This is a genomic window from Micromonospora sp. WMMD710, from assembly GCF_029626045.1.
Taxonomy (GTDB): Bacteria; Actinomycetota; Actinomycetes; order Mycobacteriales; family Micromonosporaceae; genus Micromonospora.
On the sequence record NZ_JARUBD010000001.1, the window covers coordinates 5,662,767 to 5,678,349 of the forward strand.

Annotated in this window: 17 protein-coding genes; 5 read left to right on the top strand and 12 right to left on the bottom strand. The window is 73.2% G+C overall.

Features of this window, described 5'->3' with window-relative positions; genetic code table 11:
* Position 1: 1 nt before the first annotated feature.
* The 5 genes from O7620_RS26300 (at position 2) to O7620_RS26320 (ending at position 4,026) form a co-directional block, all read left to right on the top strand.
* Positions 2-1,639, top strand: coding sequence for a VWA domain-containing protein (locus O7620_RS26300; RefSeq protein ID WP_278125759.1), 1,638 nt, complete (start codon positions 2-4; stop codon positions 1,637-1,639).
* Positions 1,640-1,865: 226 nt separating this feature from the next.
* Positions 1,866-2,543: a hypothetical protein gene (locus O7620_RS26305; protein ID WP_278125761.1), complete on the top strand. Its 678-nt coding sequence runs from the start codon at positions 1,866-1,868 to the stop codon at positions 2,541-2,543.
* The gene (locus tag O7620_RS26310; RefSeq protein WP_278125762.1) at positions 2,540-3,082 is read left to right on the top strand and encodes a hypothetical protein; all 543 of its coding nucleotides are present in this window, start codon (positions 2,540-2,542) and stop codon (positions 3,080-3,082) included. The genes O7620_RS26305 and O7620_RS26310 overlap by 4 nt, the downstream gene beginning before the upstream one ends.
* 97 nt (positions 3,083-3,179) lie before the next feature.
* Entirely contained in the window at positions 3,180-3,572 is a 393-nt protein-coding gene (locus tag O7620_RS26315) for a hypothetical protein (protein ID WP_278125764.1), read from the top strand.
* Entirely contained in the window at positions 3,565-4,026 is a 462-nt protein-coding gene (locus O7620_RS26320) for a DUF4262 domain-containing protein (RefSeq protein WP_278125765.1), read from the top strand. The genes O7620_RS26315 and O7620_RS26320 overlap by 8 nt, the downstream gene beginning before the upstream one ends.
* 349 nt (positions 4,027-4,375) lie before the next feature.
* Here O7620_RS26320 and O7620_RS26325 read toward each other — a convergent pair whose 3' ends face one another.
* The 12 genes from O7620_RS26325 to O7620_RS26380 form a co-directional block, all read right to left on the bottom strand.
* On the bottom strand, positions 4,376-4,921 hold the full coding sequence (locus tag O7620_RS26325; RefSeq protein WP_278125767.1) for a hypothetical protein: 546 nt from the start codon (positions 4,919-4,921) through the stop codon (positions 4,376-4,378).
* Positions 4,922-5,038: 117 nt separating this feature from the next.
* Positions 5,039-6,139, bottom strand: coding sequence for a DUF2637 domain-containing protein (locus O7620_RS26330; RefSeq protein WP_278125769.1), 1,101 nt, complete (start codon positions 6,137-6,139; stop codon positions 5,039-5,041).
* Between the two features lie 89 nt (positions 6,140-6,228).
* Positions 6,229-9,582: a BTAD domain-containing putative transcriptional regulator gene (locus O7620_RS26335; protein ID WP_278125770.1), complete on the bottom strand. Its 3,354-nt coding sequence runs from the start codon at positions 9,580-9,582 to the stop codon at positions 6,229-6,231.
* Positions 9,583-9,615: 33 nt separating this feature from the next.
* Positions 9,616-10,062, bottom strand: coding sequence for a pilus assembly protein TadG-related protein (locus O7620_RS26340; RefSeq protein ID WP_278125771.1), 447 nt, complete (start codon positions 10,060-10,062; stop codon positions 9,616-9,618).
* The gene (locus tag O7620_RS26345) at positions 10,059-10,526 is read right to left on the bottom strand and encodes a TadE/TadG family type IV pilus assembly protein (RefSeq protein WP_278125772.1); all 468 of its coding nucleotides are present in this window, start codon (positions 10,524-10,526) and stop codon (positions 10,059-10,061) included. The genes O7620_RS26340 and O7620_RS26345 overlap by 4 nt, the downstream gene beginning before the upstream one ends.
* Positions 10,523-10,975: a TadE/TadG family type IV pilus assembly protein gene (locus tag O7620_RS26350; protein ID WP_210822150.1), complete on the bottom strand. Its 453-nt coding sequence runs from the start codon at positions 10,973-10,975 to the stop codon at positions 10,523-10,525. The genes O7620_RS26345 and O7620_RS26350 overlap by 4 nt, the downstream gene beginning before the upstream one ends.
* Before the next feature lie 2 nt (positions 10,976-10,977).
* Complete coding sequence (locus O7620_RS26355; protein ID WP_013289174.1) at positions 10,978-11,184, bottom strand: hypothetical protein; 207 nt, start codon at positions 11,182-11,184, stop codon at positions 10,978-10,980.
* A gap of 27 nt (positions 11,185-11,211) precedes the next feature.
* Positions 11,212-12,084, bottom strand: a complete 873-nt coding sequence (locus O7620_RS26360; protein WP_278125774.1) for a type II secretion system F family protein — start codon at positions 12,082-12,084, stop codon at positions 11,212-11,214.
* Complete coding sequence (locus tag O7620_RS26365; RefSeq protein WP_278125776.1) at positions 12,084-12,932, bottom strand: type II secretion system F family protein; 849 nt, start codon at positions 12,930-12,932, stop codon at positions 12,084-12,086. Before O7620_RS26365 ends, O7620_RS26360 begins: the two co-directional genes overlap by 1 nt.
* Before the next feature lie 2 nt (positions 12,933-12,934).
* Positions 12,935-14,245 carry an ATPase, T2SS/T4P/T4SS family gene (locus tag O7620_RS26370; protein ID WP_278125777.1) on the bottom strand — a complete coding sequence of 437 codons (1,311 nt, stop codon included), beginning with the start codon at positions 14,243-14,245 and terminating at the stop codon, positions 12,935-12,937.
* Positions 14,242-14,976, bottom strand: coding sequence for a hypothetical protein (locus O7620_RS26375; RefSeq protein WP_278127156.1), 735 nt, complete (start codon positions 14,974-14,976; stop codon positions 14,242-14,244). The genes O7620_RS26370 and O7620_RS26375 overlap by 4 nt, the downstream gene beginning before the upstream one ends.
* 20 nt (positions 14,977-14,996) lie before the next feature.
* The gene (locus O7620_RS26380) at positions 14,997-15,572 is read right to left on the bottom strand and encodes an SAF domain-containing protein (RefSeq protein ID WP_347403804.1); all 576 of its coding nucleotides are present in this window, start codon (positions 15,570-15,572) and stop codon (positions 14,997-14,999) included.
* Between the last annotated feature and the right edge of the window lie 11 nt (positions 15,573-15,583).

A 15,583-nucleotide genomic window follows, 5' to 3' on the forward strand; every position in this document is an offset into this window, starting at 1 on the left:
CGTGCCACACCCCAGCACCCACCTACAGCAGGGCGCACCGCCGACGCCGGCCGGCGCCAGCGACTGGCATGACTGGTCCGCGGCGTGGACCAAGCACGTCCCGCTGCTGACCGGCCGTACCGACCTCACCGTCCTCGTCGCCCCCGGCGCCGCCGGGGACGCACCCGAGTGCTTCTACCCCGACCTCAACCGGATCGAGGTCGACGCCACCTACATCGCCGAGCGCCCCGACGTCACCGACCCGGCCAAGGCCCGGCACAAGCGCCTCGTGCCCACCGGCTACGGGCTGCTCGTACACGGCGCCGCGCACGCCGCGCACAGCCGCTGGACCACCCCGCCCGGCACCCCGCCGATCCTCGCCGCTGTCGCCGACATGCTGGAGGAATCCCGGGCCGAAGGACGCCAACGCACCCGCCGCCGGGGCGACCGCCGCTGGCTGCGCCACGTCGTGACAACCCTCCTCGACCCCGACGACGCGGCCGTCGACGACGCGTGGCACGCCGGGCAACTCGCCGCCCTGCTCCTTGCCCGCGTCGACGCCCGCATCGTCACCAGCAAAGACGTCCGCCCCGTACGCGCCGCCGTCACCGGCATCCTCGGACGCAAACGCCTGCGGCACCTGCGGGACATCTGGCGGGAGGCCCACGGCTGCGACGATACCGACGCCGACACCATGATCTGCCTGGCCCGGCGGTGGTGTCAGGTCCTCGGCATCGACCCCGACCAGCAGTACGACACGCCCGTACCGGACGCCGGCCTGTTCCCCGGCCGCCTCGCCGCGGCCCTCGTCGACTACCTCGCCGTCGCCGCTGGTGTCACCCCGGCCGAGTACGCCGCGGCGCTGCTGGCCCACCGGCACAGCCCACCAGCGGAGTGGGACCGCACCGACCCGACCGAGCAGGAACACCGCGCGGCCCGCGACCTCGCCAACCGGCTGCGGCAGGCCCGCACCCGTCACCCCGAACCCGGCCGGCGCCCCTCGGCGATCCCACCCGGCCGGCTGCGGACCCGGCAGGCCATCACCGCCGAAGCACAGACCGCCGCCGGGCAAATGCCGACCGCCGCCCCGTGGCAGCAACGCGCCCAACTGCCGCCCGAGAAACCCCGCCTGCACCTGGCGACCCTGGTCGACCTGTCCGGGTCGATGGCCCGCTACACCGAGGCGATGTCCTCCGCCGCGTGGATCTTCGCCAACGCGGCACGCCGCGCCGAGGCGACGACCACCACCATCGGGTTCGGCGACCGCACCACCGTCCTGGTGCCCCCACGCACCTACCCCAGGCAGGTGATGCACATGCGCACCGGGCTGGCCACCGCCACCTTCCCGGAAGCGGTCAAGGTCGCCGACCAACTCCTCGACCTGCGCCACGGCCGCACCCTGCGGATGCTCGCCGTCGTCTCCGACGGCTACCTCGACGACATCCCCGCCGGCCAACAACTCGTCACCACCCTGCACCGCGCCGGCTGCGCCGTCCTGTGGCTCCACCCCGCCGACCCACCCACCGACGGCGATCCCACCGACCCAGACCAGAGCTGGGGGCACACCTTCACCCACGCCACCACCCTGACCGTCACCGACCCGACCGAGGCCATCGCGGCGATCGCCGACGCCGCCGTCACCGCACTCGCCCAGGCCTGAATCCCGGCCGTGCGGCCCCCCGAACCGGTGGCCAACCAATCCCACTCCGCGCCGCGGCGCTGCGCCGGCTGCGGCCCGCGCAGCGCCGCACGCCGGGATCCACGACATACCAGGGCCTGGAATGCGGCCTGCCACAGGCGGTCCCAATCGCATCTCGCGGAGGGCCGATGCCGAACGGCCTCGCTGCTGCCCCGCGACTTGACCATCCCGCGCCATCGAAGCGTGCATGCATCGCGTCCTGACCGACCCCGGGTCCGGACGCGGTACGACGCTGCCCATCAAGGAGTTCCTCATGCGTTACGGCACCGACAACGAACACCCCTTCGACACCGACAACCGTGCCTGGCGGCGCCTGCGCGACGTCACCCGCGAACACTTCGACGCCATCACCTGGAACCGGGACCCGGACGGACGGCCGGTCCTGCTCACCCTGCGCGACATGCGCACCGGAGACACGGTCACCCTCGCCGTCCTCGACTCCCTGGAGATCCGCGACCCGCACGCCCTGCTCGCGGTCCACACCAACGGCGAACTCGGCGCCCACGGCCCCACCAGCGGCGCCGAAGCAGCCCACTCCCACGCCGCCACGCTCGCGCTCAACAGCACCACCCTCGCCGTGACCAGGCCCGTACCGCTACATGACCCCGCCGTCACGGATCTACCCGCCACCAGTTGGGTCGACCTACCACCCGACCTCGCCCACATCCTGTGCCCGGCCCTCGACGACGCCCGCACCGCCGTTCTCGTGCTGCTCGACCGCACCGAGGGCTGGCTCGCCGCCATCGGCCCGTTCCCCAACCACGCCGCCGCCGACACGTGGCAACCCGCCGACGGACCCGGCCGCACCGCCGACCGGCTCACCGTGCCCCTGCACCCGATCACCATCGAGCAGGACCAGCCATGACCAGCACCCGACCGCTGGCACACCCCGGCTCCTCACCCATCGTGGCCATCGACGTCGACGGCGTCCTCAACCCCGCCAACCCCGCCCACGCCGAGACCCTCGGCTACCGGCCACACCGCTACGACGGGCCCGGCCCGGACGGTCGGCGCGTCACAGGCACCGTCTGGCTGAACCCCGGCCACGGGCCGTGGCTGCGGGAACTGGCCGAGCGCGCCCAACCTGTGTGGTGCACCAGCTGGAACCAGCTGGCCGCCGCATGGATCGCGCCACGGCTCGGCCTACCGACCGCCTGGCCGCATGTCCCCGTCCACGCCGGCGGGGTCCGCTTCGGCCACCAGAGCAAACTCACCGACCTGTATGCCTGGGCCGCGCGACGGCCAATCGCCGTCCTCGACGACGAGCTCGGCGGCAAGGACCCCACCACCGCCGACCAGCGCACCGCCGACGGCGCACCCACCCTGCTCCACCCGGTCGACCCGTACGACGGGCTGCGCCGCGCCGACGTCGACACGGTGCTGACCTGGCTGCGCCAGCTCTGACCAGGCCTTACCGGTGCCGAGGCACTCCGTTCACCCGGATTCGCGGGGCCCGCATCCACGGATGCGGGCCCCGCGCCGCAACGACAAGGAGTTGACTATGGACAGCATGTTCGATCCCGCCGACGATCCGGGTAGCGACCGGTCACCCCGACTCAGCGTCGGCGACCCGGAACTGCGCAAGACCCGACGGCTCGCCCGCGAGTGCGCCACCTGCATCTTCAAGCCCGGCAACCCGATGCACCTCGACCCCGGCCGGCTCAAGCAGATGGTGACCGAGGCGCGCGGCGACGCGGGATACATCATCTGCCACTCGACGCTGCCCTACGCCGGCAGTCCGGTCCCGCCCGCGGTCTGCCGTGGCTTCGCCGATCGCTACCGCACCTGGCAACTCCAGGTCATGGAACGACTCTGGGGCTTCGTCGACATCGAGCCACCCGACCTGAACCCCGCCCCTACCCCCGAATGTCCAGGAGACACCCACCATGCGTGACATCAACGACTTCCTCCGACGCCAAGACCAGATCATCGACACCACCGGCTGGGCCGTCACCCACGTCCTGCCCACCGACGACGACCCCGACACCACCGCCCCACTCGCCTACACCGTCGGACTCACCGCCCACGACTACCCCGAACTGATCACCGCCGGACTGCCACCCGAGGTCGCCCACAGCCTCCTCAACGACCTCGCCCGCCGGGTCTACGACAAGGCCGAACGGTTCGCCCACGGCCAGCGCATCAGCGATCTCATCGCCGGCTACGACGCGATCATCATCGACGGGCCACCCACCGAAGAGCTGCTGCCCGCGATGGCTATCAACCGCTACGGCCGCGACCACATCCGCCTCCAGCAGCTCGTGTGGCCCGACCAAGAGGGCCGGTTCCCCTGGGACGACGGGTACAACTTCGACCCGCACGCACAGCCGCTGATCGCGCAGCTGTAACAGAGCAGGCCAACTGCGGTTCACCGGGATCCGGGCGCCCCTACCGGCGCTCGGATCCCGGCCACGACCGGGTGCGCTGGCCCACGTCGGCTCGTGCGGTGTCGCCACCGATGTCAACGCCGTCACTGGGATCAACACACCGTTAGTTAGGCAGTCACTTCAGGGGCGTTAGCCAAGGGTCTGCTCGGCTTTCCCGGCGGTTCGCCGGGCATGGAGTGAGAAGACGGCTCTATTTTTGTTGGTGGCAAGGTACGGCTGGGCAACACCTGATGCCTGTACCGGGCGGAACCGCGGGCCATCTCGACGGACCGCGCTGCGGGGGCCGAGGCACGGCACGCCGCGACAAGATCTACCGTTGCTTCTGACCACCGAGCTGGTAGAGAGCAAGGTCAACCTGACGCGCCGACCATTCGTAACCTTGGCCGGCTAATTCGGCGCGACATCGCTCCACCAACGCCAGGTAGCGACCATAACGACCGGGCCGGTTGTCGAGCACAAGGCCCAACTGCTGCAGGCCTGAATGCGCTCGACTGTCGTATACGGCGAGCCGCGTCGGTGCCGCTACAAAGCACACGACCGACGCCAGGGCATCTCCGTTGCTGAAGCCTGGCAGTGGTGTGAGAGCGGAGCGGGCGGCCACAGCTGCCTCCGCAACCGTTCGTGACTCGTCCTGTGCCGCGGTGACGGCCCGCTCGGTATGCTGCCGGATCTCCTGCTCAGGACGGCTCATCAGACGCGCCATCCAAGGGGTGTCCGCGCGTAATCGCTTCCAGGCGCTCAAAGCCCCCAGGTCGAGCTTGCCCAGACTCCCGGCATCAGCCACCCGGGCGATGACCTGCTCGACGACCTCGTCGTATGCCGTACTCACCTCGATGGCGTACAGCTCGGCGGCCATGACTAGCCGTTGAACCCGCTCTCTCGGTCCCACCCCGGAAGCGTGGCACAGCCACTGGGCCGGCAGAAAGATCATTTTCGCGCGCTTGTCAGGGCCTCTCCGGCTGGCTCAGCGGGCTTACGAGGCTCTAACCTCCTCGGTGACGCGGCTGGTTCCGTGTCCGTTCGCGGTTCGCGGCACGGGTGGCCAGTACCGGCGGACGGTGCGCTCGGACCGGCCGATTCTGGTGGCGATGTCGGCGGGGTGCAGGGACGGGTCCTGGCGGTACCAGTAGGCCACGGCCCCGGCGGTGTCGAGCGGCACCTCTGCGCTGCTTGTGCCTTCGTCTGGTTCGGTGTCATGTCCCTGGCCCCCGATGGGGTCCGGTTCAATTTCTTGGGCAGCGCCCGGAGTATCGACTCTGTCCTGCTCGTCGGAGTTCTCGACCGGCGTGACTGAAGAGCCGACGGGGCGGGACCTGTTGCTTCCAGACCGGTCAGTGTCGTGGTGCGAGAGGTCAGTGCCCCGCAACGGCGCCGTGTGCGGGGACGCCGAGGCGTCGCTACCGGTCCGAACGAGGTGAGCGTCCTCGTGGTTCCCTGCATTGTCCCGCGAGGGCTCAGGTGCAACTTCCTCGGTGTCGCGCGCATCGGTCGGCGAGTACCCGGTGGCGTCTGCATTCGAATGCTCGCCCTCGCCGCCGCGGATCGCAGCCTCCGGCCTGTCCGTCGGCGATACGTCGAAGCCCCGGGCCTGCTGCGCTGTATGGGGCGGCCCTGATGCGAGGGCAGGCGCCGTCAGGCTCGGGGGTTCGGCCGTCGGGAACGGCGTCTCCGTTGGCGTGGTGGCGGGTTGCTGGCCGTCGGCCCGGCTGGCGGAGGGGGTGCGGATCCGGCCCGCGATCTCGACCAGGCTGATGCTGGCCACGACGACCAGCCCATCAACAGAGATCGGTAGCAGGTAGGAGGCGGCGGCGTCGGTTTCGCCATACCGGGCGGCGACGCCGACCATGTGCCAGTAACTCACCCAGGCGGCGATGCCGGCGATGACAGCGGCGGCGATCAGCCGGGCGGCGGCCAGGCCGCGGCGGTCCGCGGGTACGCGGGAGATGAGTTCGACGGTCAGCAGCAGTGCCAGCGGCGGCCACGCGGCGATGACCTGGCTGATGAGGTTCGGCCGGGCGTGTAGGACGTTCGCCGCGATCGACGCGGCGACGCCGAGGGCGAGCACCGCCCGCACGGCCCACCGCAGGCGGGTCAGGTGCCGGAGGTCGGCCTCTGTTATCTCCGGGGTACGGGCGGAGGTGTGCCGGGGTAGCAGTGTGGCGGTCACGCGGCGGCTCCGTCACCGGGCCGGAGCGCCGGCCGCAGGTCGGGTCGGCGGGTGGGGCGCTGCACCTGGGCGACCAACTCGTCGGCCAGGGCAATGGTGTCATCGCTGGGTTCGGCGTCGATCTCGCCGAGGGCGCGGGTGAGAGAACGGCGCAGGCTGCGGATCGCGTCGAGGTGCCCGAGCGCGGCGCGGGCCCGCATCGCCTGCTGGTACAGCTCTTCGGCGTACGGGTTGTGGCCGATCGCGGCGTCGAGGACGGTGAGCTGCTCGGCGGGGTTGTCGGCGAGAGCGTCGGCGAGGGCGAGGTAGGCGTCGAGTGCCTGCTGCCGGGTGGCTTCGCGGTAGGGCTCGATCCATTCGTAGTCGGCGCCGTCGGCCAGGTGCCCGCGGTAGGTGTCGACCGCGCGGCGCAGCGCGGCGAGGCGCTCGGCCGGGTCGGTGGCCTGGTTAGCGTCGCGGATCGCGGCGCGCATGCGCCACAGGTCCACGTCGACGGCGTCGCGGTTGAGGACGTACCGCTGGTGGGGGTGGGTGAGGTAGGTGCCGCGTCCTGCAGTGCGGCGCATGATGGTGCGCAGGTCGGACACGTAGGTGTAGAGCCGGCCGGGTGCCTTGTTGGCGGGGGCGTCGGGGAGCAGGTCGTCGAGGATCGCCTCGGCGGAGGCGTCGCCGTCATGCACGGCCAGGTAGACGAGCACTTCGAGGGATTTCTTGCGCAGCGTCGGCCCGGGCGGCACGTCGACGATGGCGGCGGTGCCCAGGACGGTGACCTGCACCCTCCCGTGGCTGGTCACCTGGCTGTTCTCGGCCGCGCCGTCGGTGTCCGGTCCCTCCACGGCGGGCTGGGGCGCACCGTCCCGGGGAGTCTCCGTGCCGCGGGCATGGGCGCCGGTGGGCGGAGTTGTCGCCGCTGCCTGGGTGCCCGGGGTGGTCTGACTGTCGGCGCTGCCTGGTGTTGTTGTCGGGGCGGCGGGCACGGGCTCCGGGCCGGATGCCGGTAGGTGTTCACCCTCGCGGAAGGGGACGTCAGGTGGCGCTGGTTCGGTGTCGGGAGAAGGTTGCGCATCGGGTGCGGCGGTCGTGGCCCGGGCGGTGGTGACGGGTTCGGCCGGGGCGGGAGCCTGCGGCTGGCCGGTGTGGGACTCGGCGAGGGTAACGAGCAGGTCACTGGTCTCGGACGGGGTGAGGACGGCCAGTCGGCCGATGTCGGCCGGGTGTCCACCGTGGCGGGAGCCTTCCCCCTGGGCGCGGCTGGTGGTGCCGTCTGCGGCGACGACGACGGTGTCGCCGTCGGGCCAGGCGCCCAGCAGCACGCCGTGGATGTCCAGGCGCTGGCCCTGGGCGAGGAGCGCGGCGATGCGGGTGCGCTGGTGGCGGGTGTCGGCGTCGGCCAGCAGCAGGACTGGCGGTATCGGCTCCCCGGTCGGGTCCGCCGCGCGGGCCTCGGTGACGGTGTCGACCTCGTGGGCGTAGGCAATGCGGCTGCGGTGCAGGGTCTGCGCCTCGAGCAGGTCGAGTGCCTCGTCCAGGCCACCGGTGACGGTCAACCGCGGGGTGCGGGGCAGTGCGACGGCACCGGCGCCGAGCAGCGTCGCCGCGGTCGCTGATGGCATGACCAGCCAGGTGCGGTCCTCTGGTGCGTCGAGGCCTCCGGCGGCCAGGGCGGCGGCCATGAACCCGCGGGCGGCGGCCTCCGCGCCGGGACCGGTGAGCCCCAGGCCGGCGGGCGGCCAGACCGCGGCGAGCGGGTGCGCCAGCGACGGCACCACCGGGCGGAGCGCAGTGTTGTCTTCTGCGCTCGGGTTCGCGACAGGCGTCGGCTTCTCGTGGTCGTCCTCGTCGTTGAGACCGGCGTCGTCGAGGGTGCCGTTCTGGTCGTGCCGCCCGGCGATCTCCGGACGGTCGTCGTCGAGCAGGTCGGCGTCCTGGTCGGGGGTGTCAGGGCCGTCCGGTACGGAGGTGTTGTCGTCTGCTTCGGTGAAGAGCCCGAGGTCGTCGTCCGGACCTTCGTGGCCGGCCGGGTCGGTGGGGGCCGTGGTGGCGTGGCGCAGGCGGCGGCGGATCTGGTTCACCACGGGCGGCATGGGCGACACGTCGGGGTCGTCCAGTCGCAGGTCGGCCGACACGGGCCGGCGGGTGTAGCGGCGGCGGCGGTGGGCCCAGACGAGGGCGACGGCCGCGAGGATGGCGGCGACGAGCCCGGCGTCGAGCCAGCTGCCGGTGCCGAGTGAGACACCGGGGGACGCCTCCGTTCGCGGCCCGGGTGTCTGCTGCCCGTCGACCGCGGGGCGGGGCGTCGTCGAGGCTCCGGAGGCCGACGGCTGCTCAGCGGGCGCGGTGGAGACCGGCGGTGAAGGGACGTGGACCACGCCGTCGTCACCGTCGTGCGGTGCCGGGGTGGTGGAGCCTGGCGACGGGCTCGCGGACGGCGTGTCGGGTGGCGGCGGAGTGGTTTGGCTCGGTGGTGTCGGCGCGGGCGTTGCGGTGCCGTGTGTCGGCTGTTCGGGGCCTGTCGCCGGGGGGTCGGCGGGTGGTGGGGTCCGGGGTGTGCCGGCGGGTGGTGTGGCGTCGTCGGGCAGTTCCAGGGTCCAGCCGGGGTAGATCAGGTTTGGGTTGGTGAGGGTGCCGCCAGTGTCGCGGAAGTGGGTGCCCCGGTTGAGGGCGAAGATCTCCGGCCACCGGTTGGCGTCGCCGAGCCACTGCTGGGCGATCTTCGACAGGGTGTCCCCGCGCCGCACCTCGCAGGTGTAGGTCTGCCCGGATGACACGAGCGTCACGTGGCCAGCTACCAGCCGGGCCGGCGCCGGATCTCCCATGCCCGGCAGGGCGGACGCCGACGCGGCTGTCTGCCAGGGCTGCGTGTGGTGCCCATCCGTGCTCACCAGCCGCACGGTGCTGCTGGGCACGGTGGTTGCCGGGGCCGTCGCGGTGGCGCTGGTGTGGGCGGTTGTCGCCTGGGCTGGCTGGGTGAGGGTCGGTGCGGCCTGGGCGGCGGTGGCGAGGACGCCGCCGGTGATGGCGGCCACCAGGATGGCGGCGAGCCCGCGGGCCGGCGCGATGGCTCGGGGTTGCGGCAGGCGGATGCCCGTGACGGTTTCGGCGACCTCGGCGATCAGCGACCAGATGAACGCCGCCCACACCGCCCAGAGCAGGCACACGACGGCGTTGCCGAGCATGGCGTCGGTCAGCGGTGAGGTGAGGGCCGTGGCGATGTTCTGCCAGGTGGGGACCTCGTGGGGTAGTGGCCAGCCGACGTATCGGATGAGCGCGTACGGCACGCCGGCGGTGAGCAGCACCAGGATCCCGAGTCCGGCCAGCCGGCGGGCGGTGGCGGCGAGGAACGCGAACACTGGGGCTCCCGGTCGTTGGGGTGGCGGTCTTGGTCAGTTCGGTGCGGTGACGCCGGTCAGAGGGCTGGCGGTCGCGGTCGCGGACACCGGCAGGGCGCTGATCCCGACGAGGTGCAGCAGCTGCGTGGGCCGGGTGCCGTTGATGGTGACGGTGACGGCGGTGGGGGTGGCGGACGCGGTGACCTGCCCGTCGACACCGGCCTGTTGGGCGAAGCTCCGCGCGGCTGCGGCGGCCTGGGCGGGCTGGAGCTGGACTGCGCCGGTGGCCCGGTAGGTGGCGAGGTCGATTTCGCGGGCGCCGGCCCGGGCGGCGCCCTGCGCGACGTCGAGCAGCCGCACCTTGTCCGACATGCCCAGGCCCAGGTCGAGGACCAGGCCGGCGAGGACGAGGACGAGGACGACGCCGAAGATCGTCCACGGGGTGATCTGGCCTCGGTCGTCGTGGCGGGCCTGCCGCAGGCGGGTACGCAGCCGGTTCATGGCGCTGTTGTCCCGCGGTAGGTGTCGAGGGGCTGGTGTGAGGTGCCGCGGATGGTGATCGTGCCGGGCAGGCCGAGGCCGTAGAGGTCTTCGAGGCGGACGGTGCACGCCACGGTGGCGCTGACCTGCCCGCCGGGGACGAACGCGCCGGGGTCGACGGTGACGGTGGACGGCTGGCAGGTGTAGGGCCGCCCGGCCAGGGTGGCGGAGGCGCCGTCGGCGCCTGCGGCGCGGGCCTCGCCGGGGGTGCGGGCGAGGGACGCCTGGCGGGCCGCGGCGGCGGCGGCGGCGTTGACGTCGATGGCGGCCGAGGTCAGGCGCAGGCACGCCACCACCGCGAGGGCGGCCAGGACCATCAGCGGTACGTAGCTCAGCGCCATCTCGACGCTGACCGAACCCCGGTCTCCGCGCAGCCGAGGCGCCCGGCGGCGTGGATGTCGGCTGCGGCGCTGCTCGCGGGTCACGTCGAGTCTCCTTCCACTCCAGGCGGCGAGGGGGCCAGCGACAGGGTCGAGGGGCGGAAACGCTCGACCGGGGCGCTGGCCTGGGTGCTGACCTGCAGGCGCAGGAACGGCACGACGGCGGGCACCCGGCCGGCCACGGCCACCGTGGCGGTGTCGGCGGTGCGGGTGACCGACACGCGCGGGTCGACGACGACCTGCCCGGCGACCTGGTCGAGGACGGTTGCGGCGTCGGCGCGGCCGGCGGCGGCGGTGCCGCCGGACACCCTGGTGGTTTGCAGGGCGTGGTTCGCGGCGTGCTGGACGCCGAGTTGGGCCAGGGCCCACAGGGCGAACTGCACGCCGACGAGGACGAGTAGGAACAGCAGGGGCGCGTAGAGGACCACCTCGGTGGTGACCGACCCGCGGTCACCACCGAGCCGGCGTCGCCTGCCTCGTCGCGTGCGGTTCATGGCTAGAGGTTGATTCCGGTGATCTTGGTGATGATCTTGCCTTGGAAGATGGCGTAGACGGCTAGGACGAGGGTGACGAGCAGGGCGATCCACATGACCTTCTCGGTGGTCTCGCTGCCCCGGTCGCCGGAGTCGCGCAGCCGGCGGGCCCGGTCGGTGAGGGTGAGGTGTGCCAGGGTCAGCAGGGCCATCAGCTTGCTGGGGTGCACGGCGTTTCTCCTTCTGGTGTGTCGGGGTCAGAAGCTGTCGACGGCGGTGACAGCCGGGTAGAGGAGGAACAGCATGTAGGCGGCGGCCAGGAGCATGACCGGCATGGACATGCGTTCGGTGGCGGAGTTGGCCCTGGCCTCCAGGGCGGCGGCTTGGTGGGCGCGCAGGGTGGCGGCGCGGATGGTGAGGGAGTCGCGGATGCGGGCGCCTTCGGTGCCGGCGAGGCTCATCGTCGCGGCGAGTTCCTGCAGTTCGACGACGCCGGTGTCCTCGCCGAGTTGGCCGAGGGCCTGCCAGGGCGGCATGCGCAGCAGCCGGGCGGTGGCCACGGCACGGTTCAGGCGTCCGGCGGCCCAGCCGTGGGTGTCGGCGCAGGCGTCGTCGAGGGCTTGTTCGAGTCCGGCGCCGCCGGCGAGGGAGATGACGACGAGGTCGAGCACGGCGGACAGGGCGTAGCGCAGCTCGTCGCGGCGCCGCTGGGCCTCGGCGTGCACGGTGGTCTCGGCCAGCCACCAGCCGCCGGCCGCGCCGGCAAGCGACGCCCACAGCGGCATACCGGCGGCGAAGCTGACCCCGCCGGAGGCGAGGACGGCCATCGCGACCGGGGGCAGCAGCAGGCCGGCGAGGACCGCGAGGGCCTGGTCGGCCAGGTGGGTGGCGGTCGGCCGTTGCAGTACGGCGAGGTCGGCGCGCATCCGCTGCCGGGGCAGGCCGAGGGCACGCAGGGGCGCGGCGAGCAGCCGGGTCCTGGCCCCCACTGGTTCTTCCGGGGCAGTCGGGGTGCGGCGCAGGGCGTCGAGGGCTTGGGCGAGGCTGGGCCGGGCGGGATGAAGGCCGGTGCCGGCCAGAACCAGGCCGAGCCCGGCCACGACGCCGCACGCCACCACGAAAGCGGCCATCACGCCACCTGCCCGAGCTGGTCGGCCGAGAGCACCCGTGGTGGTTGCGGGACGCGGGAGGCGCGGGCCAGCCACCAGAACCCGCCGGCGAACACCGCTCCGACGACAAGGAGCACGAGCTGTCCGGTGACGCTGCGGTAGGGGGCGAGGAACCCGCGGTTGAGCAGGATCAGCCCGGCGACCATCGCCACCGACGTGCCGGTGATGACCCGGGCGGCCGTGCGGGTCGCGGCCCGTTTGGTGGCCACCCGCATCCGGATGCCGGCGAGCTCGCGGGCGGTGGCGGCGAGGCTGGTCAGGCACTGGGAAAGTTGCCCGCCGTGGTAGCCGGCGGCCTGCGTCAGGGCGCGCACGACGAGGTCGGCGGTGGGGTCGGCGAGGTCGGCGGCGAACGCGCGCAGCGCGTCGGGTAGCCGTGCTCCGCCGCGCACCGCCCCCGCGAGGGCCTGCACCTGGGGGCGGATGGGCTGGGGGGTGACAGGGGCGGTGGCGGTGATGGCCTGCTCCAGGCCGGCGGCCGAGGACAGGGTGTCGCGCAGCAGCTCGGCCCAGGTCGCGATCGCCTCGATCCGGGCGATCGCGCGGGTGTGTTCCCGGTCGGGGCCCAGGACGCGGGGCAGCGCCCACACCGCGGCGGCGGTCAGCAGCGCCGCGACCGGCCAACGGGTCACTGCTGCCGCACCGAGGCCCGCCGCGACGGCCGAGAGGAGCCGGGTACGGTCGGCCGCCGTCCACCGTTGCCGTGTCCGGGTGGTCGGGGTGCCAGGTGGGCGGCGGCGTAGCCCGTCGGCGACGAGGATCAGGCCGGCGGCGCAGCCCAGGCCGAGCAGGATCGGCAGCAGGTTCATGCTCACCACCGGTCCCGGACGAGGAGGTTCGGGTTGAGGCCGGCGGCGGTGAGCTCGTCGAGGGTGTCGGCGCGGATCGGTGCGGCGGGGATGGCGCGCCGGTCGGGGCCGGGGCGGTAGATCTCGTTGGAGGGGACCTGGGTGCCGTCGGTTTCCAGGACCTGGCGGATGGAGGACACCACGCGGGTGCCGTCGGTGGCGACGTCCAGGTGGACGACGAAGTCGACGGCCTGGCCGATGAGCACGTTCGCCGCGTCGAAGGTCAGCTTCTCCGGCGCCTGCATGACGTACATGGCCAGCCGGGTCAGCGCCTGCTTACTGGAGGAGGCATGCAGGGTGCACATGCTGCCGTCGTTGCCCTGCGACATGGCCAGGAGCATGGGTACGGCCTCCGCGCCGCGAGTCTCACCGACGATGACCCGGTCCGGGCGCATCCGCAGGCCCCAGCGCACCATCGTGGACATGTCGATGCCGCCGACGCCTTCGAGGTTCGGCTCCCGCTGCTGCAGGGCTGTGGTGTTCGGGTGAGCGTCGGTGTCCTCGTCGAGGCCGAGTTCGTAGGCGTCCTCGACGGTGACGATCCGCTCGTGCGGGCTGATCGCGCCGGCGGCGGCGCGCAGCATAGTGGTCTTGCCGACGCCGACGCCTCCGCAGATCACGATGTTCTTGCGCGCCCGCACCAGCGCCCGGATGAGCTCCCGCAACCCCACCGTGATCTCCCCGCGGTGCAGCAGGTCGTCCAGGGTCACCCGGTGCAGCGTGTTGCGGCGGATCGACAGCGAGGGCCGTTTCGCTACCGCCATCACGGCGAACAGGCGTTGCCCGCCGGGCAGCCGCAGCGACAGGCCGGGCGAACCGCGGTCGAAGCGGCGCTCCTCCTGCCCGCTGCGCGCCGCCGCGACCCGCACGAGGTCGATCAGGTCGTCGTCGGAGGCGGCGACCGGCGGCACTCGCTGCACCCGCCCGTCGGTGGTGCGGATCCACACGTTGTCGCAGCCGTTGGCGAAGATGTCCTCCACCCGCGGGTCGTCGATCAACCTCTGCAGGCCGCCCAGCCCGGTGAAGCTGTCCCGCAGAGCTCGCGCCAGGGCCGCCTCGGCCTGCGGAGTGAGCGGCACACGGCCGGCGGAGATGTCCTCGCGGGCGTGGGCGAGGAGCTCCTCGGCGATGTACCCGGCGATCACCGCGTGGCGCTCGCCGTCGGGAAGCTGCGCGCCGTGCGCGGCCAGGCGGTCACTGACCCGGGCCCGCAGCCGCGCCACCACCTCCGGCGGCGCCGCGGTCGTGCCGCCGTTCAGGGTCGGGGCGGTCACCGCACGACCTCCAGCGCCGCACCGGCGGGCTGCCCGCCAGCCGCGACGGACGCGGCGAGGGCGCGCAACGCTTGGGCGAGGCGGGTACGTGTCCACGCCCGCCCCGTCATCCGCCCGGCGAGGACGCCAGCGCCCCACCGGTCGGCGGGCAGCTGCGCCCACACCGGGACACCGAGGCGCCCACTGATCTCGGTGGGGGTGTAGGCGGATCTGCCGCAGACCGTCAGCCCGACACCACCCGGCCGCGCCGCGGCGCGCAGCGCCGGCAGCCGGGTGTCCAGGTGATCCAGGTACTCCGTCGACCCCGAGGTGACCAGCACGACCGCGTCAGCGGAGCCCAGCAGGCCCCACGCCGGGCTGTTGGCGTAGAGGCGACCCGCGTCGGCGACCACCGCCGGCGCCAACCGCGCGACCGCGTCGGCCTGGCCGGCGAGGACCGACACCGCCCCCGCAGCGGTCTCGGCCGCACCCGGCCCGACGAGCACGTGCAAACCCAACGGCACCTGCTGCACGTACGGCGCCGCCCCGCCGGCGTGCCCGCCGTGCCGGGCCGCCGCCGCCAGGGACGCCAGGCCCGGCTCCTGCGCCAGCCCGAACCGCGCCGCGACCACCCCGCCACCGGGATCGGCCTCCACCAGCAACGCCGGGCACTCCGGCCACAACGCCGCCATCCCCAACGCGGCCGTCGACGCGCCCGGCGCGCCGGACACCGACGCCACCACCACCAACATCTCCCGCACCTCCTCACGTCTCACTGGGACGGGCCGAGCTGCACCAGCGACACGTCCCCCGGGGCCGCCGCGACCGCTTCCGCCGCATCCGCGGCGAGCAGCACGGTCACCAACTGCGTGCCCACCTGATCGGCGCCCGCAGCCACGGACACGACCGTGGCCACCGCCCGGCGCACACCGCTGTTCTGCTGCGGCGCCTGCTGCCCGCCCCCCGCAGGCGGGGCGACCAGCACCACCACCCGCGACCCGGCGGTCAGGCTCGTCGGGGCCCGGCCCGGCTTGACCGGAACCGCGATCACCGCCTGCCCCGCCGCGGGCCACGCCGCCGGCCCGACCTGCGCCGACACCAGCAGGCTCCCTGCCGCCAGCGGCACCGCCGCCGAACGGCCGACGATCCCGCCGCGCCGCTCGGCCGGAACGAGGTCCAGGCCGGACGGGTTCGCCACCCGCACCACCCGCACATCGGCATCGGTGATGACCTGACCCGCCGACACGTCACGCGCGACGGCGAGGAACTGCTCGTCGGCGTGCCGGCGCAGATCCACTTGCCAAAACGTCACCACCGTCGCCAGGACCAACAGCAGCCCGGCGACCACACGCCGCCCGC